The following is a 21,828-nucleotide window of genomic DNA, read 5'->3' as shown; positions in this document are numbered from 1 at the left end:
GTCCTTATGCCCCCGCTTATTGCCGGAGTCACATTGGCCGTTCGCAAGTGGGGTGAAGGGTTGGGCGGCTGGATCGGCGGTTTCCCGTGGGTAGCGGGGCCGATATCGTTCTTCATTGCCCTGGAACACGGCGCCGCATTCGTGGCTTCGACTATTACCTCCGCATTACTGGGCTCGGTAGGAACAATGCTTTTCGCGTTGATATATGCGATATTGTCTGCCAGATTGAATTGGTTACCTACCGTTTTTATCAGCTACGGCGCATTTTTCGTGGTGGCGTTGCTTTCCCTCGGCCGTGATATTTCGCTTCCCGCCGCTGTCGGCCTTAACCTGATCGTGCTGACACTCGTTTTATATTTTTTCCCGAAACCGAAGTCAAAACCCGATTTCAGGAAACAACCCTCCTGGGATATTCCTCTGAGAATGCTCGTCGCGACGTTTTTCGTGGTAATGCTGACGCAGGCGGCCGATTACCTAGGGCCTACATGGAGCGGGATACTGACGCCGTTTCCGATCATGACTTCAACGCTGGCGGTGTTCACGCATTCGCAGCAGGGTTCCGACGCGGCGATCCGGATTTTGTACGGTTTGCTGCTCGCGGGTTACGGATTTGTGGCTTTTCTGGTGGGAGTGGCATGGCTTGTTCCGCAAATGCCGATCGGAGCAGCTTATGGTATTCTGACGGTTTCCACCATGGTGGTGAATGGGATAACAATAAAATTGATCCGCTAGCGCAGCCAGCGGATCGATTTTATTGTTTGTGCCTGCTCAGGTTAAACCCTTTCCAGTTTCACCGGGTAAGTTTTCTTCGCATTCCACTGGCACACGTAAATGTTGTGGTCATTGTCGATGCAAACGTCGTGGCAATGCATGAATATCGGTTTTTCCTGCAACATCAGTTGAAGCTCGCCGTTTCGATACTCGGGTTTGGTTCCGCCGGGATTCGATATCACCTTGTTGGATTTGTCGAGGATCGTTACGAAGCCTGAATTGGGAGTCTGGTTCAGGTAACGCAGGCGCGACCAGCATACGCCCGCGTAAAGCGTATCGTCTTTGAAAACCGGCCGACAGACGAATGCGCCCGGAAGAAAGATCGTGCTGATGTATTTGCCATCCAATGTGAATTTCTTAAATGCGTTGTGCGCGCGGGAGGTAACGATGAGCGTCGGATTGGCTTTGTCGCGGTAGTCGATCGCGATGCCGTGGGCGGTGGAGAATTGCGCGTCGCCATCGCCGGAGCCGCCGAACTTGTCGATAAACTCGCCTTTGGGGGTGTATCTCAAAATCCATTGAGAACCGTAGCCGTCGGCAACATAAATGGTGCCGTCGGGGCCAATGGCCGTCTCAGTGGGCTTGAATGGGTCATTTTCTTTGTAAGCGCCCACTTTCGAAGGATGTTCGATTGTCAGCAGGATCTTTCCTTTTAAATCTGTTTTAAAAACCTTGCCGATATTGGGGTCGCTGATGAACAGGAATTCCTCGCCATTGGCGTTCCAGAGCGTAAGGCCATGCCCGCCCGGAAATTCATGTCCCCAGCTTTCGAGCAGCTTGCCCGAGCGGTCATACACCAGGATATTGTTTTTAATTTCATCCCCCACCATGATAAGCCTGCCTTTGCTGTCCTGCACCATTTCGTGGCAGTTGTTGACCGGAAACTGCGAAGCGTCGAGGTTACCCCAGCCCTGGTGCACCTTGTACCGGTGAGTACCATGACCAATCACCTCGCCGTCCGCTTTGGGTTTGGCGTGCAGGATATAAAATGGCTTGAAAGTAAGGGCGGCGGCAGTAGCAGCGGTGATTTTCGCGAACTGACGGCGGGAATGTGTATCGGACATGACCAGGTCTTTTTATTTTGAAAAAGACCGTGTTCCCGGTTTCTTACTATTTACTCCGGAATGGATTTGATTAACCCGCCGAATAGCGCTTTCCATAGCGGTTCAGCCAGTCGAGCAGGCGGTTTACATCCTGCATTCTGAAAAGCTCGCTGCCGGAGTTCATTGTCGCTGCGGTTCCGCAGGCTACCCCCATTCTGACTGCCTCGCGGTAGGATTTACCCTGAGATAATGTCCAGATAATGCCCGCGAGCATACTGTCGCCGGCCCCTACCGTACTTTTGGGTTGTACCGGTGGCGCGGGAATGTGCTCTACCTGGTCTTCGGTGACAAGCATCGCGCCCATTGCGCCCATGGACACGATCACGATCTCGCATTGCCCGCGTATGATGAGCGCGCGCGCCGCGTCGTCGACCTCGTCCATTTCCAGTTTATCCACCCCTACGAGTTCGCTGAGCTCTGTGATGTTGGGTTTCAGTAGGTAAACACCGGCTTCGGTGGCATAGCGCAATGCGTCGCCTGAAGTATCGGCGATGAAGCGGGCCCCCTGGTCGTGGGCTATTTTGGCGATTTGCCCGTAAAAGTCGGAAGGGACTCCCGGCGGAAGGCTGCCGCTGGCGATGATGTAAGAAGGCTTAGGATCGAGTTCTTCCATCGTTTCCAGGATCGCACGCACTTCGGTGGGCATCATTTCGGTGCCGGGCATTCCGAAGCGGTATTGAAAGCCTGTGCTTGTTTCGAGCACATGAAAGTTCTCGCGGGTCCATTGCTTGGTTTCGATTACCATGGTTTCCACGCCCTCGCTTTTGACAAGCTTATGCAGGCGTTGGCCGGTCGGTCCGCCGATTGTGAAGATCGCTATCGGGTTTCCTCCGAGCCTGTGAATGGCCTTGGCTACGTTTATCCCGCCTCCTCCGGCCTCGAAATTAGGCGTTTCGCAACGCAGCTTGTTGTCTGGTACGATGCGCGGAACGTTGGAGCTTTTATCGAGCGCGGGATTTATTGTAAGCGTTACAATGGGTCCGGTAGCCATAGGAGTACGGGTGTCTGGGTTAAAACCAACAGTTTTTGAAACAACTATTTCAACTATTTTACGCGAATAAAAGAAAAAAAGCGATTCTACACGCGTTCACAGCAATTTCTTCACAGTACAACCGTTGCCCGGCGGCATTAGTATTCTTCTTCCGGGACGCGCTTGGCCCCATCGACTACGAGCACCTGCCCATTGGTAAACCGGGCATGATCCGAAAGCAGGTATACCGCCGCTCCATCCAGATCGGAAGCGAGCGCAGTGCCGGCAGCGATGACATTGATGCGGACACCGTGCGCCGCGTAGTTCGCCGCAACGGATTTTGAAAAACCGATAATAGCCGCCTTAGAAGTGGCGCTTCCGTGGCTGGCCGCATTATTTTCCGTCGCCAGGGCTTCGGGACAAAGGTTAAGGATGCTTCCGCCTTTGTTCATTCCCATGAAGGTCCGTACGGCCGCCTGGTTGGAAAGCATCAGCGATGTAAGGTTATAATCGAGCGTTTTACGCCAGCCTTCGAGGCCGATCTCATGCAATGGACCGTCGGGCAGGGGCTCTTCCGTTTCTTCCGGCACGTGATACAACGCGTCGAAGCTCCCGAATTCGCGAATGCAAAGCTGAATCGCGTCCAATGCTACTTGCGGCTGCCTGGCATCGCCCTGTTTCGCTTTTGCATTGCCCCCCCAGGTTCAGCTCTGCCAGCAGGCAACTCTCGGGATTGCTGCCTACTACCACCACGTTCGCGCCATTGCGGACAAAGGCCTGAGCCGCGGAAAGCCCCACGCCGGTGGTTCCCCCGATAATGACGATCGATTTATTGATAAGCCAGGTTTCCATTAAAATATAGCGTTTTAATGTAAAAGTAGGACTATTGGTATCAAAAAAGAAGCGCCCCGCGTCTTTGGAAGAGGCGGGGCGCTTGTAAAAACGCTAATGTAATGATTGCTAGGCCACTGAGCGGAGCAACGCCATGGAAGATTTTTCGAATTTATCTTTCGCGTAGTCGAGCGACAACGTGAACTCCTTCACATCCTTTTGCGATGGCAGGTCGAACATCGCGTCGGTCATGATCGATTCGCAAATCGCGCGCAGACCGCGGGCGCCGAGTTTATAGATCATCGCCTGGTCCACAATGTAATCGAGTACCGCGTCTTCGAAATGCAGACTGATGCCTTCCATCGCGAAGAGTTTGCTGTATTGTTTTACCAATGCATTCTTAGGTTCGGTGAGAATGCGGCGCAGCGTCTCACGGTCGAGCGGGTTCAAATGCGTGAGCACCGGCAGACGGCCGATCAGCTCGGGGATCAGTCCGAACGATTTCAGGTCCTGCGCGGTTACGTAGCGCATCAGATTGCCTTTGTCGAAGATCTCGATAATGCGGTTATCGCCATTGAAGCCGATCGGGCGGGTATTGATACGTTTTCCGATGTGGCGTTCGATACCGTCGAATGCACCGCCGCAAATGAAGAGGATGTTTTCGGTATTCAAAGAAATCATCTTCTGATCGGGGTGCTTGCGGCCTCCCTGAGGCGGAACGTTCACGACCGACCCTTCGAGCAGTTTCAGCAACGCCTGCTGCACGCCCTCGCCGCTTACGTCGCGGGTAATGGAAGGGTTATCCGACTTACGGGCGATCTTGTCGATCTCGTCGATGTAAACGATACCGCGCTCGGCAGCTTCTACGTTGTAATCCGCGGCCTGGAGCAAACGGGTAAGAATCGTTTCCACATCTTCACCCACATAACCGGCTTCGGTAACGACCGTCGCGTCGGCCACGCAGAACGGTACCTGCAGAATGCGTGCGATGGATTTGGCGAGATAGGTTTTACCGGTACCGGTTTCGCCTACCATGATGATGTTGGACTTCTCGATCACAACGTCGTCCTCGGAAGGTACCTGGTTGAGACGTTTATAGTGATTATATACAGCCACCGCCAGTGAGCGCTTCGCTTCGTCCTGGCCTATGACATATTGTTCGAGGAAATGCTTGATTTCAGCAGGAGGAATAGGTTTCAGTTTCGGAAGCTTCGATTTCTTTTCTTTCTTATCCTCCTTCGGTCCCAGCTCTTCGGTAACTACCTGATGCCCCTGGGCAATGCAGTGGTTACAAATGTGAGCGTCAATCCCGGAAAGAAGCAAATCTACTTCGCTTTTTTTACGTCCGCAGAACGAACAACTTACTTGTGCCATCGATTCGATTTAACAGTTTGGTGAATGTTTCCGGCTGTGAAACAAAATAGCCGTATTAACAAACGTGTGAGTCAACTTAACACGAAGACCGACTGTAATGTTCAAATCTTCCCTTGAATTGACAACTAGCGGTTATCTTCCTGCAAATTTCCGGTTTTTTGACCGGGTTACCAAATCAGGTCTTAGCCTTATACTAAAAACGCCCCGACAGACAGGCAGCCGGGGCGTTTTTTGAAAGTTCGTTCAACTTATTTTTCGCGGGTAAGCACCTCGTCGATCAAGCCGTAATCTTTTGCTTCCGTCGCCTTCAACCATTTGTCACGATCGGAATCCAACGCGATTTGCTCGGGCGTCTGGCCGGTGTGATGTGCCAGGATATCGTACAGTTCGTGGCGAAGTTTCACGATTTCACGGGTGGTGATCTCGATGTCGACCGAAGTTCCCTGCGCGCCGCCGGAAGGCTGGTGGATCATCACACGTGCGTGCGGGAGCGCCGAGCGCTTGCCTGCCGCGCCGCCTGCGAGCAGCACCGCGCCCATAGAAGCCGCGAGGCTGGTACATACGGTCGCCACATCCGGACGGACATATTGCATGGTGTCGTAAATACCCAAACCTGCGTATACCGAGCCGCCGGGGCTGTTGATGTACATCAGGATGTCTTTTTTGGGATCTGCCGATTCGAGGAAGAGTAGCTGGGCTACGATGATGTTGGCGATATTGTCGTCGACACCCGTACCCATAAAAATAATGCGGTCGGCCATCAGACGGGAGAACACGTCGACCTCGCGGAAGTTCATAGGGCGTTCCTCGATTACCGAACGGGTCATGTTTTCAACAGAGTGGTTCATGTAACCGTCCACGGTCAGACCATTCATTCCCAGGTGGTGAACGGCGTATTTTCTAAATTCATTTCCGTAATTCATCGAAAAATTTAAATTTTAATTAATCAATAGTTAAAGGACAACCGACTGCGAGAACAAAAAGCAATATAGCTTAGTTTCTGGTTATACCGCCGCTGGTTTCGCAGTTGCACGGCACAAATTTGACTATTTCACCGAATAATCGTTGTCAATTTCAGCGACAATTTATCGAAAAATGCGACAGTCGGCAGCCATCATAAAAGATTACATTGCAGCATAAAAACGTTATACCACGCATTATAATCGGACATTATGAACGTGACATCCAATTTATCGGAGAAAATAAGGCAGATAAGGCTACAAAAAGGCCTTTCGCAGGAAAATATGGCAGACATGCTCGGGCTGTCGACCACGGCCTACGGCGATATCGAACGCGGCCGCACCGAGCTTTCCGTTTCAAGACTGGAGAATGTCGCGAAGCTGCTCGACGTGCCATTGCCCGAGTTGCTGGGAATCGATGTGACCATGTCCGAAACGGAATGGCTTCGCCAGGAAAATACCCGCATTCTGGCGGAAAACCGCCGGTTGCAGAATGAGCTGGATCAATGGAAGCTGAAATTCCGGCAATTGTTCGGCGACGGCATTATCCGCCAGATAGGAGAGGAGCGCCAGCGCATTGGTTTTTAGAATGTACTAAAACAAAAAAACACCGCCCACGCCAGGCGTGGGACGGTGAAAAAATGCTTTTTATATATTCCGAAAATTAAGCTTCGGCTTCTACTTCGCCTTTCGCCAGTTTTTCAAATTCGGCCACGTCTACGGTCTGCTCGTCGGTGCTTACCTGGCTGCGGATTACTTCGAGAACCTTGTTGTCGAACACCTGGTTGAACACGCTCGTATAGTTATCCCGTTCTTTGTCGGCAAGGTAGCCTTGTGCCACGCGGTCGATCGTTTCTTTCATCGCTTCGTCGTCGCCATAGATACCGAACTGTCCTTTCACCATTTCGCGGGTGAATGCCAGGATTTCAGGATATTCTACTTTCACTTCCGACTTATCCGCGATTTTGTTTTTGATCAAGCTCAGTTTCAGGGATTTTGCGAAATCGCCGAACTGCTCGTCAATCTGCTCGCGGGTGAACTTGCCTTCGTTGGTACGTTCCAGCCAGTTTTTCAGAAATTCTTCGGGCAGTTCGATTGAAATGTTATCGAGCAATGCATTCTCGATATCGCGGCGGAGCAATGCTTCGGTTTCACGCTCATAGTTGCTTTTGATGATTTCCAGCACCTTCTCGTTGAACTGCTCTTCGCTTTCAACTTGTCCCGGTCCCAGCACTTTATCGAAGAATTCCTGCGTTAATGCGGCTGGTGCCGAGCGGGTTACGTCTTCAACTGTCAGTGTATATTCGCCCGAAAGGTCGGCGATATCTTCCTTCTTTTTGCCGGTTACGTGGGCAATCGCCGACTCGTCGGTGAATGTGTCCTTGATGTCGAAAGTGATCACGTCGCCCTTCTTCACGCCGATGAATTTCGCTGCCGCTTCTTCTTTCACCTGTTTGGTAGGGATAGCGGTGCGGGTGGTGAATTCGCCCTGTTTCAGCTCGCCGAAAATCATGTCGCCGGCTTCGCTTACTTCCGGATGGATACTGTCGGCGAAACGCTCGCGGAGGCTGTCGACCGTCTTGGTCAGTTCGTTATCGTCCACATCGATCGTGTAGCGTTTGATAGCAGGCAACTCGCTCAGGTTCACTTCGAAATCCGAAGCGATGCCCAGGTCGTAGCTGAATTCGAACGAGTTTGGGGTATCCCAGTTCACTTCCGCCGCTTTCTCGCGATCGGGTACGGGGTCGCCTACCACCTGCAATTTGTTTTCGCGGATGTAGTTGCTCACCGCGTTGCTGAGGAGGTTGTTCACCTCGTCGACGAGAATGCTCTTACCATACATGCGCTGGATCACATGGGATGGTACTTTGCCGGGACGAAATCCTTTCAGGTTCACGCGTTTCGAATAATCCTTGATCGTCTTATCAACTTTTGGCTGATAATCTTCCTTGGTCAACGTTACTTTCAGAGAGGCTAATGTCGGCGAACTCTTTTCTAACAAAACTTCCATGTGTCGCTAAGCTATTGGTAATTACCTTTTACATTGAACTGAAAAAAATAAAAATGCCCTCAAAACGAAGTCCTGAGGGCATTTGACGGGTTTCAATACTACGGAGCAGCTCATTTTTCCAGACAAAACAGGAATCTGACGCCCCGTCATTCCCTTGTATTTTGTACGGGCGGAGGGAATCGAACCCCCACGCCTTGCGGCACTAGATCCTAAGTCTAGCACGTCTACCAGTTCCGCCACGCCCGCTCACTTACCCCTTTTTTCGATACGATCGTCAAATGGGAGTGCAAAGGTATTTCTAATTTTTAAAAACATCCAAACTTTTTCCAAAATTTTATCTTTGGGTAAAGACGTGTTGAAAAATGTCGCTAAAATTTGTTATTTTGGTGAAGCATACTAATAAAAAATAGCAGTGGAGCAACTGGTTGAATCCCTCAATATTGACCTGGAACAGGAGCGTAAGGATATCCTCAAAAAATACCGCCGGCTTTTAAGAACAGCCAAACCTTTTTTGAAGGATAATGATGCTAAATTAATCAAAAAAGCCTTTTATACTTCCGTCGATGCGCATAAGGACATGCGTCGCCGGTCGGGAGAGCCATATATTTACCACCCGCTCGCGGTGGCGCAGATCGTTGTCGAGGAAATCGGGCTGGGTACCACCGGGATCGTGGCCGCATTGCTGCACGACGTCGTGGAGGATACCGACATGGGTATCGACGACATCGAGCGGCTGTTCGGCAAGAAAGTGGCCAAAATTATCGACGGGCTGACCAAAATCTCGGGCCGTTTCGAATACGGTTCTTCGCAGCAGGCCGAGAATTTCCGGAAAATGCTGCTTACGCTCTCGGACGACGTGCGCGTAATTCTCGTCAAGCTCGCCGACCGCTTGCACAACATGCGCACGCTCGACAGCATGCCGCGCGACAAGCAGCTTAAAATCGCTTCCAGAAACGATATTCATCTACGCACCGCTGGCGCACCGGCTAGGCTTGTACACGATCAAGTCGGAGCTGGAAGAATTATATCTCAAATATACCGAGCCGCAGGAATACCGCGCCATCGCAAGGAAGCTGCGGGAAACCAAAAACACGCGCGACCGCTTCATTTCGAAGTTTATGGAGCCTATCGCCCAGGATCTGGAATCCGCAGGGCTGAATTTTATCCTCAAAGGCCGTCCGAAGTCAATCTATTCGATCTGGAACAAAATGCGGAAACAGAACAAGCCTTTCGAGGAAATCTACGACCTGTTCGCGATCCGGATCGTGCTCGAATCACCGCCGGAAAGCGACCGTGAAAAAGCGATTTGCTGGCAGGCCTATTCCATTGTTACCGATCATTACAAACCTAACCCCGATCGTCTGAAGGACTTCCTGAGTACGCCGAGGGCTAATGGCTACCAGTCGCTGCATTCGACGGTAATGAGTAAAAGCGGGCAATGGGTGGAGGTGCAGATCCGTACGACGAGGATGGACGAGATCGCGGAGAAAGGGTATGCGGCACACTGGAAATATAAAGGCAACGACACCAAGGTCAAAGGCAATATCGAGCAATGGATCACGCAGGTGCGCGAGACGCTGGAAAATGGTTTTGGCGATAAGACGGCGGCTATCGAGTTTCTCGACGAGTTCAGAAGCAATCTTTTCAACGAAGAGGTATTTGTATTTACCCCCAAAGGCGAACTGAAGGTATTGCAGGCCGGGGCAACGGCGCTTGACTTTGCATTCGATATCCATTCGGAAGTGGGTGCGCATTGTATGGCGGCGAAAGTAGGCGGTATCCTCGTGCCGATCAGCTATGTTTTGAACAATGGCGATCAGATCGAAATCATCACATCCAGCAAACAGAAGCCCAATGAAGACTGGCTGAGGATCGTCGTTACGTCAAAAGCGCGTGCGAGGATCAAGGATTTTCTGAAAGAGGAGAACCGGCGCCACGAAACCGACGGTCGCCAGATGGTCGAGAAAAAGCTTAAAATCCTCGGTATGGATGCCACAGCGGAGGTGATGAACCAGTTACGGGCATTCTTCGAGTGCAAAACCACGACCGACTTCTTCTACCGGATCGGAAAAGGCTATATCCAGATCGACGAGCTGAAACGGTTCAAGAAAGACCGGGAGGCGAAAGAGCGCAAAGCGACCGAAAGCGGGAATAATCATAACCTGCCACCCGTTGCGGGCACCGACGGCAAGGCGCTTACGAAGTATTTGAAGCAGATCCATGGCGACCGGGCGGATAGCGACACGCTGCTGATAGGCGACGATATGGATAAGATCGATTACAAACTCGCGCAATGCTGTAACCCCATTGCGGGCGACGACGTTTTCGGGTTCGTGACGATCAATGAGGGTATTAAAATACACCGCACCACCTGCCCGAACGCCGCGGAGCCGATGTCCAAACACGGCAACCGCATTATCAAAGCCAAATGGTCGGGCAAGGAAGAGGCGTTCCTGGCGGGGCTTTATCTTTCGGGCACCGACCGTGTGGGGCTGGTGAACGACGTGACCAGGATCATTTCAAACGAGCTGCATATCAATATGCGCGGCCTGACGATCGATACCAAGGACGGTGTTTTCAATGGCGATATCAAACTGTATGTGCAGGATACCAGGCATTTGGACATTCTGATTAACAAGTTGGAACAGGTGGAAGGGGTTTACAATGTCCAGCGTTTCGATACCAATCTGAACGGGAAGTAGGCAAATTGAACCATTGCCAAGCCAATGTGTTATTGAATTGGTAATTAATGAGGTAGCAGCACTAAGCTTGCGAATGTGAGAGTGATTTAAGTAAAAAAGCGTATTTTCGCGCAAGATTATCAGAGATATGCCACAAGCCAGCAAACCAAATTTCGAGGCCGCAAAGAAAATATTGACGGCTTACCTGGAAAACAAAGGACTTCGTAAAACGCCCGAGCGCTTTGCTATACTCGAAGAAATTTACACCAGGGAGGATCATTTCGACGTAGATGAGCTGTACATCAGCATGAAAAACAAGCGTTACCGCGTGAGCCGGGCAACGGTTTACAATACGCTGGACGTTCTCGTGGATTGCGACCTGGTTACCAAGCACCAGTTTGGCAAAAACCTGGCGCAGTTCGAAAAGTCGTACGGCAACAAGCAGCACGACCACCTGATTTGTACGGATTGCCATAAAGTGATGGAGTTCTGCGATCCGCGGATCCAGTCGATCCAGAACATGGTAGGAGAAATGCTGAATTTCAGCGTCATGCACCACTCGCTTATTTTCTACGGAAACTGCAACAAGGAAAATTGCCAGAACCGCACCGATACACCGCGGGAGACCACGGCAGTTTACGAAGACAGATAATTATCACGACATGGCCCGGTAATGCATACATTGCCGGGCCGCTTACACCATATAGTTTTCAGTAATCCAATATTTGAATGAAAGTTGACGTATTACTTGGTCTTCAATGGGGAGACGAGGGAAAAGGAAAAATTGTGGATGTCCTGGCGCCACGCTATCAGGTTGTAGCCCGTTTTCAGGGTGGCCCTAATGCCGGACACACATTGGAGTTTGACGGGATCAAACACGTGCTGCACCAGATTCCGTCGGGGATTTTCCGCAGCGATATCCAGAATATCATCGGTAACGGAGTCGTGCTCGACCCGGTTGTATTTAAAAAGGAAATCGAAGGCCTGGCAAAATATAATCTCGATCTGATCAGCAACCTGTTTGTATCGAAAAAAGCATCCCTGATCCTGCCTACCCACGCGCTGCTTGACGCTGCCTATGAACGCTCGAAAGGCGATTCGAAGATTGGTTCAACTTTGCGCGGCATCGGCCCGGCCTATCAGGACAAGGTGGCCCGCCTGGGCTTACGCGTAGGGGACATTCTTTCCCCCAATTTTGCGGCCAAATACAAGAAACTCGTCGATGCACACAAAGTGATCCTCGATTTCTATTCATTTGATTACTCAGAGACATTGCATGCGGCGGAAGAGAAATTCTTCGATGCCATTGAATTCACCAAGCAATTCACGCTGGTAAACAGCGAATATGTGGTGAATGATGCATTGACGCAGGGCAAAACCGTGCTCGCCGAAGGTGCGCAAGGCTCATTGCTCGATATCGATTTTGGTTCTTACCCATTCGTGACCAGCTCCACTACCATGACAGCGGGTGCTTCTACCGGATTGGGCATTGCGCCACGTCAGATCGGGGAGGTGTTTGGTATTTTCAAAGCGTACTGCACGCGTGTCGGCAGCGGTCCGTTCCCGACTGAGCTGAATGACGAAACAGGCGAGAAGATCCGTCAGGAAGGCCGCGAGTTCGGCGCTACGACCGGTCGCCCGCGCCGCACCGGCTGGCTCGACCTGCCTGCATTGAAATATGCGATCATGATCAACGGCGTAACGCAGCTGATCATGATGAAAGTGGACGTTCTGACTATTTTTGAAACAATCAAGGTTTGTACCCATTACCGCCTCGCCGACGGTACCCTCAGCGACCAGTTGCCCTACGACCTTTGCGACGAGGCGGTAGAGCCGGTCTATAAGGAATTCAAAGGATGGCAAACCTCGCTCGACGGTGTCCGCGATTTCGACGCGATCCCAGCGGAACTGAATGCATATGTGAAGTTTTTGGAAGAGGAATTGAAACTGCCGATCACATTCATTTCAACCGGTCCGGACCGCGAAGCGTTGATTAGCCGTGAAGCGGCGACTGCGGAAGCGTAGCGACTAAAGTGTAGTCAGGAGTGTAACGTTACTGTCACCCTGAGGGCAGTCGAAGGGCAAATGCATCATGCAAATACTGTTCGACTCCGCTCAGGGTGACATCCGTTTGTACTTGGTGAATACTTATGACAACAAATTCAAAACATCTTCCCGCGTCAGCGACTTGATGAATCCTTCTTCACTTGAAATTAAATCATCCGCCAGCTGCTTCTTCGAGCGCTGCAATGCGAGGATTTTCTCTTCTACCGAATTTTTGGTGATAAACTTGTAGGTAAACACCGTCCGGTCCTGGCCAATCCGGTGCGCACGGTCAACGGCTTGCGCTTCGATGGCCGGGTTCCACCATGGGTCGAGTATGAAAACATAGTCCGCGGCGGTGAGGTTGAGACCTAGCCCGCCGGCTTTGAGGGAAATAAGGAAAATCTTGATGTTTTCATCGTTCTGGAACGCCTCTACCTGTTCCTGCCGGTCGCGGGTGGCGCCGTCGAGGTAGGCGTACTGGATTTCTTTTTCGTCCAGATACTGTCGGAAAAGATCGAGGTGTTTAATGTATTGACTGAAAATCAATATCTTATGATCCTCGCTCATGACGGTTTGCAGCTTGTAAAGCACGTCCTCGAACTTACCTGAATCGTGCGCATAGTCGGGGTCGACCATCACCGGATGATTAGCGAGCTGCCGGAGTTTGGTAAGGCCCTGCAACACGACCAGTTGCGATTTTGAAATACCTTCGGCGTCGATACTTTGCAGAATAAGGTTGCGGTAATAGGCCTTCGCTTCTTCGTATGTTTTTTCCTGCTCGTCGGACATATCGCAATACTGGATGCTTTCCACTTTTTCGGGAAGGTCAGTTGCGACCTGTGATTTTAATCTCCTTAATATGAATGGCTTGATGAGGTTGTAAAGCCGTTTCGTCTTTTCCTCGTCCCCTTTCTTCTCGATAGGAACCTGAAATTCGTCCCGGAAAAATGCCTGCGTACCCAGTAATCCAGGGTTTACGAACGACATTTGCGACCAGAGGTCGAGCGTGTTATTTTCGATCGGTGTACCGGTCAAAACCAGCCTTTGTGCCGAATTAAGTCGTTTTACAGCCTTTGTGATAATGGACGACGGGTTTTTTATCGCCTGCGATTCATCGAGGATCACGTAATTGAACCGGTAATCCTCCATAATGTCGATGTCCAGCCGCACAATACCGTAGGACGTAAGTACCAAATCGTAATTATCGAATTGTGCCGTGTCCTTTTCCCGGTTCGTGCCCGTGTACAGCAGCACGCGCATATCGGGTGTAAACTTGCTCGCTTCGAGCTGCCAGTTATAAAGCAATGACGTCGGCATGATGAGGATCGACGGCCGCTCTGCGCCGCCTTCTTTCTCCGATTGCAGTAATGCGAGCGTTTGCACCGTTTTTCCCAGACCCATATCGTCGGCCAGGCAGCCTCCGAACCTGTATTGCTTCAAAAACCGCAGCCAGTCGTAACCCGTTTTCTGATACGGGCGTAAGAGGCCGTGAAAATGTGCCGGCGCCTCCACGGGCTCGATGTGCTGGAAATTTCGCAGGTTTTCCAGCTTGCGGCTGATCACGGCCGTAGCCAGATTATCCTCTTTCAGTTCCTGTACCAATGCCAAATGGTGCATCCGAAGCCGCAACTGGTCGTCTCCGTGGCTGTTTTCGGTAAAGGAGAAGAATTCGGAATACCTGGTAAACCACCATTCGGGAATTACCGCTATTTCGCCGTTGGGCAGCAGGAATTCCTTTTTGCGGTTCAGAATATAATTCCGCAACTGGATAAACGGTATCTCGTATTCGCCGAACCGCACCCTGGCATTGATATCGAACCAGTCGCGGCCCTCCTGGATCGAGATATCGAGGGACGAGTAGCCGAGGAAATAACGTTTCGTGTCGGCGGTATTTTGCCGGACGGTGATGCCATATTCCGCCAATGCGATCGCGTTGCTTTGCAGCCATCCGAATGCCTCCGATTTAGGCATTTGAACTTTGCCGTTGCGGATGTTCAGCCCCATGTCCTTCAAAGTGCGCACATGCTGGCCTTCGACCTCGATATTCCTTTTAACCTTGTTGAAAAAATAGTCGTTACCTTTTTTTCCATGTGTACGCTCGACGCGTGCGCGAAGCTGTCGTAATGGAACGAAAAGCCTGCGTACTGAAAGGAGAGGTCGAATGTTACGTCATTATCCTCTTCTTCCAATACTTCCACATCTTCATTATCCTGAAAAAGTACCGGAGATTTTTTAGGATTGGAGGTGTATTCGGAAATCGTGAGGATCGTTTTGGGAATGGACGACACGTTCCGGATTTCAAAGCCGCGCGCCACAACGTCGTAAGAGGCGATCAACGGCGCCACGAAGCGGCCATAGTACTGCTCTTCGACCTGGCCGGGAATGGCAATGAATTTTTTCGCGAGAAAAGGCTTGATTTTCTTGCCGTCGACGTTCCCTTCGAAATGGTAAAGATGGCCGTCGAGCACTAGCCAGGCGGGATCTTCGCAAATCAGAAATGCATTTTTATACTGGAATTCCAGCTTTTGCATTTGATGGCGGATCGTCGGGAAATAATGGGTATTGTCCTCGTTCCGGATAAAATGGAAGCGGATAGTCGCTTTTTCGCGCTCCCAAACCACCGGTTTCCACAGCGGGTTGCCATCGTTCCCCATGATGAAGATATCTTTTCCGGCCAGCCTTTCGAGAATACGCGACTTACAATTTTCAAGATAGCCTGCGATCGTCTCCTGAATAGTCTTATCTCCCTTCTGAGGGTCATAAACTTTCAGGAAGAAATCCACCGCGCTCAGTTTCTTGGGATTGTATTTTTTCAGGACCGCATCCTGCTGAATGTCGTCGATCAGCTTGACGAGCTCGAAGTCTCTGGTATCCAGCCCCGAACGGAATTCCTTGATGTTTTTGGACGATATATTCTGTACCTGAAAGGAGAAATCGCCCTGGGCATTGAGCTGAACGACAAAGGCTTCGAAGATGTACCCCAGATACTCATGGTTAAGAATTGAATAAACAATTTTAAACGGCTCTGAGGGAGAAACTTTCATTAGAATATCGTTGGCTAAGGTTCGTGTTGATGCCGAAGAAGCCCTTCCGTCAATCAGCAGGGGCCTTTCGATTTGGGAAACTTCAAATATAAATTAAATCAACCCGAAAAGAAAGAGCCGTTGCGCTGTTCCCAAAAAAATGTTGTAGAATAAATTTGAGCTTAGGATTAAAAGTTCTTTCAAAACCTAAGCTCATAAAGAGTAATGCGATAGTAGATAATCCCGCTCAGGAGAAAAGCGGAGCAAAGCTTTGCCCTTCGGCCACATCACGGGCCAGTGCCTTTGTCTGTTCGGTCATCCTGTTAAAAAGAAACGGCCCCATGCTGATTCTTTTGACATTGAGCTCTTTAAGCGTTCCGAAGTCCGGTAATGCAGGCATACACATCACATTCACGGGCAGTATTGTTTCGCTTGTAATCATTTTAATATCCGTAGAATCGGTGACGCAAGGAACGAATATGCCGTGAATACCAGTGTTTTCGTACATATTGATACGGCCGATCGTTTCGTCTAACGCATTAGGCATGCCGAGCAGGAATGCGTCTGTCCGGACATTGAGAAAAATCCGGATATTTTCCCTTTCGAGCTGATCGGCGACGCGGGTAAGCAGTTGCTTGAACTCCTCTGCCGGACGAAGTCTGCGCGTCGGTTTTGCCAGGGTGTCTTCCAGGTTGATACCCGCCACCCCGGCGTCGTGCAGGATCTTGATGTGTTCGGTAATGCCGGCCGCAGTTTCGCTGAAACCGCCTTCGAGGTCTACCGAGAACGGAATTCTAACGGTTTCGGTTACCCGGCGGGCCAGGCGAAGCAGCAGATCGAATGGCAGATTTTCGCCATCGTCGTAACCGAATGCCGCCGCGACGGCATGGCTGGAAGTACCGATGGCTTTGTAGCCTGCTGCCTCGAAGATGTGTGCGCTGCTGACGTCCCAGATGTTGCCGAGCAGAAAAGGTCCGGTTTGCTGATGAAGTTGGAGAAATGTCCCGAATGTGTCCATAATCTGAAATTTACCTTTGTTTATAGAATTGACATACACAAAGGTATTCGATGCCGCGGAACTGGAATTGTACAAACCGGAACGCTCGTTTCAATGGGCGAGCAATTGGTTGAGAGACGAAAGATTGTCGAGATAGGCCGATGGGGTGAGTCCCGTAAAAGCCTTGAAGTCCCTGATAAAATGCGACTGGTCAAAATAGCCGGCATCATAGGCAACGGAGGTGAGCGGCAGGGACTGCCGGCCAATCAGTCGAAGACTTGTCTGGAAACGGTGGATTTTATCAACGTGTTTGGGTGAAAGTCCCGTATGCTGGTAAACGAGTTTGTGGAGATAGCGCGTTGTTACGCCGTATCGATCTGCGACGTTGCTGATATTATTCTCTGTGGGGTCGTTGGTGATGCTCGACACGATCCTTGCGACTTTTTGCAGTTGTCTTTCTTTTTTCGACGCGCGCAGCAATTTTCTGGTAAAAAAGCCATCCAAAATTGCGACCCGTTCGATGGCCTGACCCGTTTCCAGCAACCTGTGGTGCAAATGTGTGATATCGCTTCCTAGGATATCCGCCAGGTCGGACACCCGATCGTTGAAAACACCGATTTCATCTTCCAGAAAGAACGCCGACGAATGGGTGAAGAAACGCACGCCGAGCATGGTGTGGCTACCCGTGGAACGAATCCTCAACGGCTTCGTTATCTGCCCCCACAATTCGACAGCCGGGTTCGGCAGAAACGAACTATGCCCGAAACACTCCCATACTCCGCTACCCAGATTGAAAATGATTTCCATATCGCCACTGGGAAATACGGTATCCTCATAGAATGCATTACCCGCCGATTCGAAGACGTAGTAATGCTTTATGTACGGTTTCAGGGCTTCTGCCGGTTGGAAGTATCGGAATTCCATAGTTGTAACATTCGGGTTTTACCCTGGCGAACAGCGCCCGGTGTGAAGGTAGCAAATCTAAATTCAATAATGGTTTCTGAATTGTATAAAACGGAACGGTTTTCAAGGAGAAGGCGTGGCGGATGGGAGTTGGCCAGATCGCGATTTAAACAATAGCTGCACGTGTCATTGCCGGCTTAGTGAAGGGCCAGGGGCTGCGTATGTACATTGCAGTACCTAGCTATTTTACAAGAAGGCTCGGGACATTTATGTTATCACCTGTTTCAGTTTCATCAGTGGTACGTGAAGAAAATATTTGAAATGCTGCGGTTTTATCAGGCAAAAATATCTGATAATATGTCAAGGTATCAATTCGTCACTAGATACTATCTCTTTCGTCGAATAAATGTACTTATTGGTCGAAAATGGTTCTTTCTAATAGCTATATTATTTTGAAGTTACTTACTATTTATTAGTATTGTGCTAATATACCTGCTAGGTCTAACATTCCTTGGGCGTCGGGAAGGTGCACAGTATCCGCGATGATTCTGACTCATAGGTCGTCGATGATTTAATCAAAACTTTCAAATATCTCTGGTTACTGTTGTCGATTGATGGTTCTATCGATAAAATCTGTTTTTACTTATAGTGCATATAAGTTTCATGTAATCAGATAGTCGACTTGGGAATCTGTTGTTATAGACAATAGCATCCTTACAATATGAAATAATTTATCCTAATAATAAGGTGGTGCCCGAAAAGCCTGTAACAGAGTAGGGGCAAAAAACAAAATGTCACATTAATGAAAAATGCTGTACAAAAGTCGCTTATAGCGGCAGCCCTTTATCTATCTTTTTCCGCCCTTTCAGTGGAGGCTCAATCGGTAGAAAATTCAAACTCTTCCGCCCGCACAGAAAGTATTTCCGGGACTGTTACGTATGATGGTTCAGGTGCTGGTACCGGCGGGAGTGAAGCTTCCTACTTCGGATACAACGCAGGTGCAGTGTCAACAAGTGCGAAGAACTCATTCTTCGGCGCTAATTCAGGACCGGTCAATACAACCGGTTATCTGAATAGTTTTTTCGGAGCTTACAGTGGTTTCTCCAATACTACCGGCAATTCCAATACTTTTTTAGGTTATCATGCCGGTTATACCAATGTGGGAGGAAGTAACAATACATTTGTGGGCAGTCTGTCTGGAAAGTTCAATTCCTCTGGTTCCTGGAATGCCTTTCTCGGACTTCACTCGGGATATAACAATACTTCCGGTAGTTCGAATGCATTCTTTGGAGGTAACGCCGGTTTCAATAATACCATAGGTCAGCGAAATGTATTCGTAGGTCCTGGTGCTGGTTTTAGCAACGTATCGGGAGAAGGAAATGTTTTCATAGGTGCCAGTGCAGGATTCAATGAGACCAGTAGTAACAAGCTTTATATTGCCAACAGTAATACGGTAACACCTCTGGTTTACGGCGATTTCGCGGATTCAAAAGTTGTTATTAATGGTAAAATGGGCATCAGTACATCAACTTTCCCATCCACTGTCGGGACGGCCGATGTGAGCGCTTACAAGTTGTTTGTCAAAGGGGGAATTCTTACAGATGAATTACGTATCAGAACAGGTTGGGCCGACTATGTTTTTAACCCGGATTACAAGCTTCAATCGTTAAAGGAAGTTAAGAATTTTATTAAACAACATGGGCATTTACCTAATGTACCAAGTGCCGGTACAGTGGAGAACGAAGGATTGAGTGTGGGAAATATCACTCGTATACAGCAGGAAAAGATAGAAGAACTTACACTGTATTTAATCGAGCAGAACGAAGAAAATCAGGCGCAACGTAAAGAAATTGAAGAACTGAAAGTAATGGTGAAAGCTCTGGTAGAAAGAAAATAGGTCACGAAATCCAACAATAAACGGATAATATTCTATGAAACAATTAGGTTATTTATCGATCATTGTGCTTTGTTTTTCGTCATCTATCGCTTTCTCACAAACCAAAGAGGAAATCGTTAAGATTCAGGACTCAACTGATGTTGATAAACTGATCGAGTACAGTAGAAGATTCAAGGCTCGGGACGAAGAGAAAAGAAAGAAGGCACAAGCACTGGCCCAACAAAAAGGGTGGGCGCTTTATAAAGTCGATGACAAAGGAAGGAAGCTCCATCTGCAGGGGGTCGACAGTAAAGGGGAGCCCATCTATGAGCAGCCGCTCGATACCGAGGATATTATATCAGTAAGAGCAGATAAGCTGTATTCAGGTGGTGGACTTGGTTTAAGTGTCCATGGTGAAAGCATGACTGCCGGCGTTTGGGAATATGATCCTATCCGGGTAAGTCATCAAGCGTTTCAGAGCAGGGCTATACAGATCGACGGGCCGGCTTTTAATCCTGCTACTAACTCGACCCTTGCCTATGCACACGGAACAGGAGTGTCCGGGCAGGTAATCGCATGGGAAGGTGGCACTAATAACACGTCTCCATGGATAGCGCCACCACCTACTAACATGTTGTATGGCCGGGCAAAAGGCGCCGCCCCCAAGGCGAATGTCCACGCATATACTCCTACTGGCGATCTTTCGGAGGTAGCAACCGCCGCATCACAGGGGTTGTTGGTCTCGAACCATTCTTACGTTGTTGGCGGTTATGGAAGCTATTATAACGTCGCAGGCTGGGATTCTGTAATGTATAGCGCCCCGTACTATATTTCGGTATTTGCGGGCGGCAATGCTGGTGGGCCGGTGGATAAGCTCAATAACGGCGGTGTCGTAAAAAACGGCCTCTCGGTAGCCAATACCCGGGACGTACTCAACTATACAGGCCCTAGTTCGGTGATTATCAACAGTGGGGGAAGTGAGCCTTCCAGCTATGGCCCGGCGGACGATGGTCGGGTAAAACCGGACATCTCCGCGCCCGGCAGCACCACTCGGATCGTCGCAACCAGGTCGGATACAGACTATACCAATGGAGCCGGGACATCCTTCGCCGCACCGACAGTAACAGGTATAGTGTTGCTACTCCAGCAGCATTATAACAACGTCAACCAGCATTTTATGCGTTCTTCAACGGTAAGGGCACTCATGCTACACACCGCGAGTGAAGCCGGCGCCAACCCAGGGCCGGACATTGCTTTTGGTTGGGGACTTTTGAACGCCGAAAAAGCAGCCAACGCAATTACCGATAACGGTGGAAAATCGTTCATTTCAGAAGATCAATTGGCAAGCAGCGGAAGCTACTCCAGGGAATTTGTGGCTTCGGGTACAGAGCCCTTGGTTGCCACAGTTTGCTGGATCGATCCTGCTGGTACCAACAGAGTTGATAACGATCCCTCTGCTGTACTTGTAAATGATCTCGACTTGCGATTGACCGCCAATGGAACGACCTACTATCCGTGGAAACTGGACTGGTCTAATGGTAAAATCAGTGCCCAAGGGCCTGCTCTACAAGGCGACAATGACCGCGACAATGTCGAAAAGATTGAAGTTGTGAATCCGACACCTGGCCAAACGTATACGCTAACAATCAATCATAAAGGTAGTTTAGTCTCGGGATCTCAGAAGTTTTCGTTGATTGTTACCGGTTTAGAGGAATGCGTGGCGGACCGTACAATTCTCTCGCCCGTGAACAGTAATTCGTCGGATCGGCAACAGGCCTCATCTACTATCACAGCACAAAATGTAGTTAATTCCGGTGCGGAAGCTATCTATCATGCTGAAGATGAAGTTCTATTAAAAGACGGATTCTTCGCTGCCACCGGATCGGCGGTCAGGATTTACCTGGAAGGTTGTACAACCAATTATACTCTTCGGACGGCGGCTGTTGAGCGCCCGGTGGTGACTTACATGCTTCCAGCGACGCAGGAGGTTACCGAAGAACTTCCTGAGAACGCCGTGTATCCCAATCCAAGTACAGGGCTCTTCCGTGTGAAGCTGACTGGTCTGCCTTCGGGTAAGGTTGAGGTGGTAAGTTCTGAAGGGCGTGAATTATTCGGCAAGTTGTTCAAAGATCAACCAGAAATGGAAGTGGATGTCAAAAATTCGAAGCCAGGAATCTATATCCTCCGTGTAGTTTCAGACCAAAAAGTGCTGACGAAGAAGATCGTTATAAAATAGTTTATCATGACGAGTGAAACGGGAGCTGGCATACGGCTCCCGTTTTT

Annotated in this window: 15 protein-coding genes, 1 tRNA gene and 2 pseudogenes; 7 read left to right on the top strand and 11 right to left on the bottom strand. The window is 49.8% G+C overall.

Going from position 1 to position 21,828, the window contains the following annotated elements:
- Positions 1-6: 6 nt before the first annotated feature.
- The gene (locus tag ABV298_RS09870) at positions 7-732 is read left to right on the top strand and encodes a hypothetical protein (protein ID WP_353721956.1); all 726 of its coding nucleotides are present in this window, start codon (positions 7-9) and stop codon (positions 730-732) included.
- Between the two features lie 41 nt (positions 733-773).
- Here ABV298_RS09870 and ABV298_RS09865 read toward each other — a convergent pair whose 3' ends face one another.
- From ABV298_RS09865 to ABV298_RS09840, 6 genes are all read right to left on the bottom strand, one after another.
- Positions 774-1,835 carry a 6-bladed beta-propeller gene (locus ABV298_RS09865; protein WP_353721955.1) on the bottom strand — a complete coding sequence of 354 codons (1,062 nt, stop codon included), beginning with the start codon at positions 1,833-1,835 and terminating at the stop codon, positions 774-776.
- A 70-nt stretch (positions 1,836-1,905) separates the two neighbouring features.
- A complete protein-coding gene (locus tag ABV298_RS09860) occupies positions 1,906-2,865 on the bottom strand; it encodes a 1-phosphofructokinase family hexose kinase (protein ID WP_353721954.1) in 960 nt (319 codons plus the stop codon).
- Between the two features lie 137 nt (positions 2,866-3,002).
- The gene (locus ABV298_RS09855) at positions 3,003-3,491 is read right to left on the bottom strand and encodes an SDR family oxidoreductase (protein ID WP_353721953.1); all 489 of its coding nucleotides are present in this window, start codon (positions 3,489-3,491) and stop codon (positions 3,003-3,005) included.
- Positions 3,388-3,696 (bottom strand): hypothetical protein, encoded by a 309-nt coding sequence (locus tag ABV298_RS09850; RefSeq protein WP_353723290.1) that lies wholly within the window; start codon positions 3,694-3,696, stop codon positions 3,388-3,390. Before ABV298_RS09850 ends, ABV298_RS09855 begins: the two co-directional genes overlap by 104 nt.
- Before the next feature lie 108 nt (positions 3,697-3,804).
- A complete protein-coding gene (clpX, locus tag ABV298_RS09845; RefSeq protein WP_353721952.1) occupies positions 3,805-5,049 on the bottom strand; it encodes an ATP-dependent Clp protease ATP-binding subunit ClpX in 1,245 nt (414 codons plus the stop codon).
- A 248-nt stretch (positions 5,050-5,297) separates the two neighbouring features.
- Positions 5,298-5,972: an ATP-dependent Clp protease proteolytic subunit gene (locus ABV298_RS09840; RefSeq protein ID WP_353721951.1), complete on the bottom strand. Its 675-nt coding sequence runs from the start codon at positions 5,970-5,972 to the stop codon at positions 5,298-5,300.
- A 249-nt stretch (positions 5,973-6,221) separates the two neighbouring features.
- Between ABV298_RS09840 and ABV298_RS09835 the strand changes: the two genes are divergently transcribed.
- Positions 6,222-6,596 (top strand): helix-turn-helix transcriptional regulator, encoded by a 375-nt coding sequence (locus ABV298_RS09835; RefSeq protein WP_353721950.1) that lies wholly within the window; start codon positions 6,222-6,224, stop codon positions 6,594-6,596.
- Between the two features lie 76 nt (positions 6,597-6,672).
- On the opposite strand, the gene tig is transcribed toward ABV298_RS09835, so the two are convergent.
- Positions 6,673-8,019 (bottom strand): trigger factor, encoded by a 1,347-nt coding sequence (tig, locus tag ABV298_RS09830; protein ID WP_353721949.1) that lies wholly within the window; start codon positions 8,017-8,019, stop codon positions 6,673-6,675.
- Between the two features lie 164 nt (positions 8,020-8,183).
- A tRNA-Leu gene (locus ABV298_RS09825) sits at positions 8,184-8,265 on the bottom strand.
- A gap of 166 nt (positions 8,266-8,431) precedes the next feature.
- On the opposite strand from ABV298_RS09825, the pseudogene ABV298_RS09820 reads away from it, so the two are divergent.
- From ABV298_RS09820 to ABV298_RS09810, 3 genes and pseudogenes are all read left to right on the top strand, one after another.
- Positions 8,432-10,721: pseudogene (locus tag ABV298_RS09820) on the top strand (bifunctional (p)ppGpp synthetase/guanosine-3',5'-bis(diphosphate) 3'-pyrophosphohydrolase).
- A gap of 127 nt (positions 10,722-10,848) precedes the next feature.
- On the top strand, positions 10,849-11,352 hold the full coding sequence (locus ABV298_RS09815; RefSeq protein WP_353721948.1) for a transcriptional repressor: 504 nt from the start codon (positions 10,849-10,851) through the stop codon (positions 11,350-11,352).
- A 77-nt stretch (positions 11,353-11,429) separates the two neighbouring features.
- Entirely contained in the window at positions 11,430-12,725 is a 1,296-nt protein-coding gene (locus ABV298_RS09810) for an adenylosuccinate synthase (protein ID WP_353721947.1), read from the top strand.
- A gap of 123 nt (positions 12,726-12,848) precedes the next feature.
- Here ABV298_RS09810 and ABV298_RS09805 read toward each other — a convergent pair.
- From ABV298_RS09805 to ABV298_RS09795, 3 genes and pseudogenes are all read right to left on the bottom strand, one after another.
- Positions 12,849-15,790 (bottom strand): annotated as a pseudogene (locus ABV298_RS09805) (DEAD/DEAH box helicase).
- A 226-nt stretch (positions 15,791-16,016) separates the two neighbouring features.
- Entirely contained in the window at positions 16,017-16,787 is a 771-nt protein-coding gene (locus ABV298_RS09800) for an isocitrate lyase/phosphoenolpyruvate mutase family protein (protein ID WP_353721946.1), read from the bottom strand.
- A gap of 90 nt (positions 16,788-16,877) precedes the next feature.
- Entirely contained in the window at positions 16,878-17,690 is an 813-nt protein-coding gene (locus ABV298_RS09795) for a helix-turn-helix domain-containing protein (protein WP_353721945.1), read from the bottom strand.
- A 781-nt stretch (positions 17,691-18,471) separates the two neighbouring features.
- Here ABV298_RS09795 and ABV298_RS09790 point away from each other — a divergent pair.
- Both ABV298_RS09790 and ABV298_RS09785 read left to right on the top strand, forming a co-directional pair.
- Positions 18,472-19,566 (top strand): hypothetical protein, encoded by a 1,095-nt coding sequence (locus ABV298_RS09790; protein ID WP_353721944.1) that lies wholly within the window; start codon positions 18,472-18,474, stop codon positions 19,564-19,566.
- A 34-nt stretch (positions 19,567-19,600) separates the two neighbouring features.
- The gene (locus ABV298_RS09785) at positions 19,601-21,781 is read left to right on the top strand and encodes a S8 family peptidase (protein WP_353721943.1); all 2,181 of its coding nucleotides are present in this window, start codon (positions 19,601-19,603) and stop codon (positions 21,779-21,781) included.
- The last annotated feature ends 47 nt before the right edge of the window (positions 21,782-21,828 follow it).

Source organism: Dyadobacter sp. 676 (assembly GCF_040448675.1).
GTDB lineage: Bacteria > Bacteroidota > Bacteroidia > Cytophagales > Spirosomataceae > Dyadobacter.
Note: the sequence above shows the minus strand (reverse complement) of the source record. Positions and strands in the feature narration are given on the sequence as shown.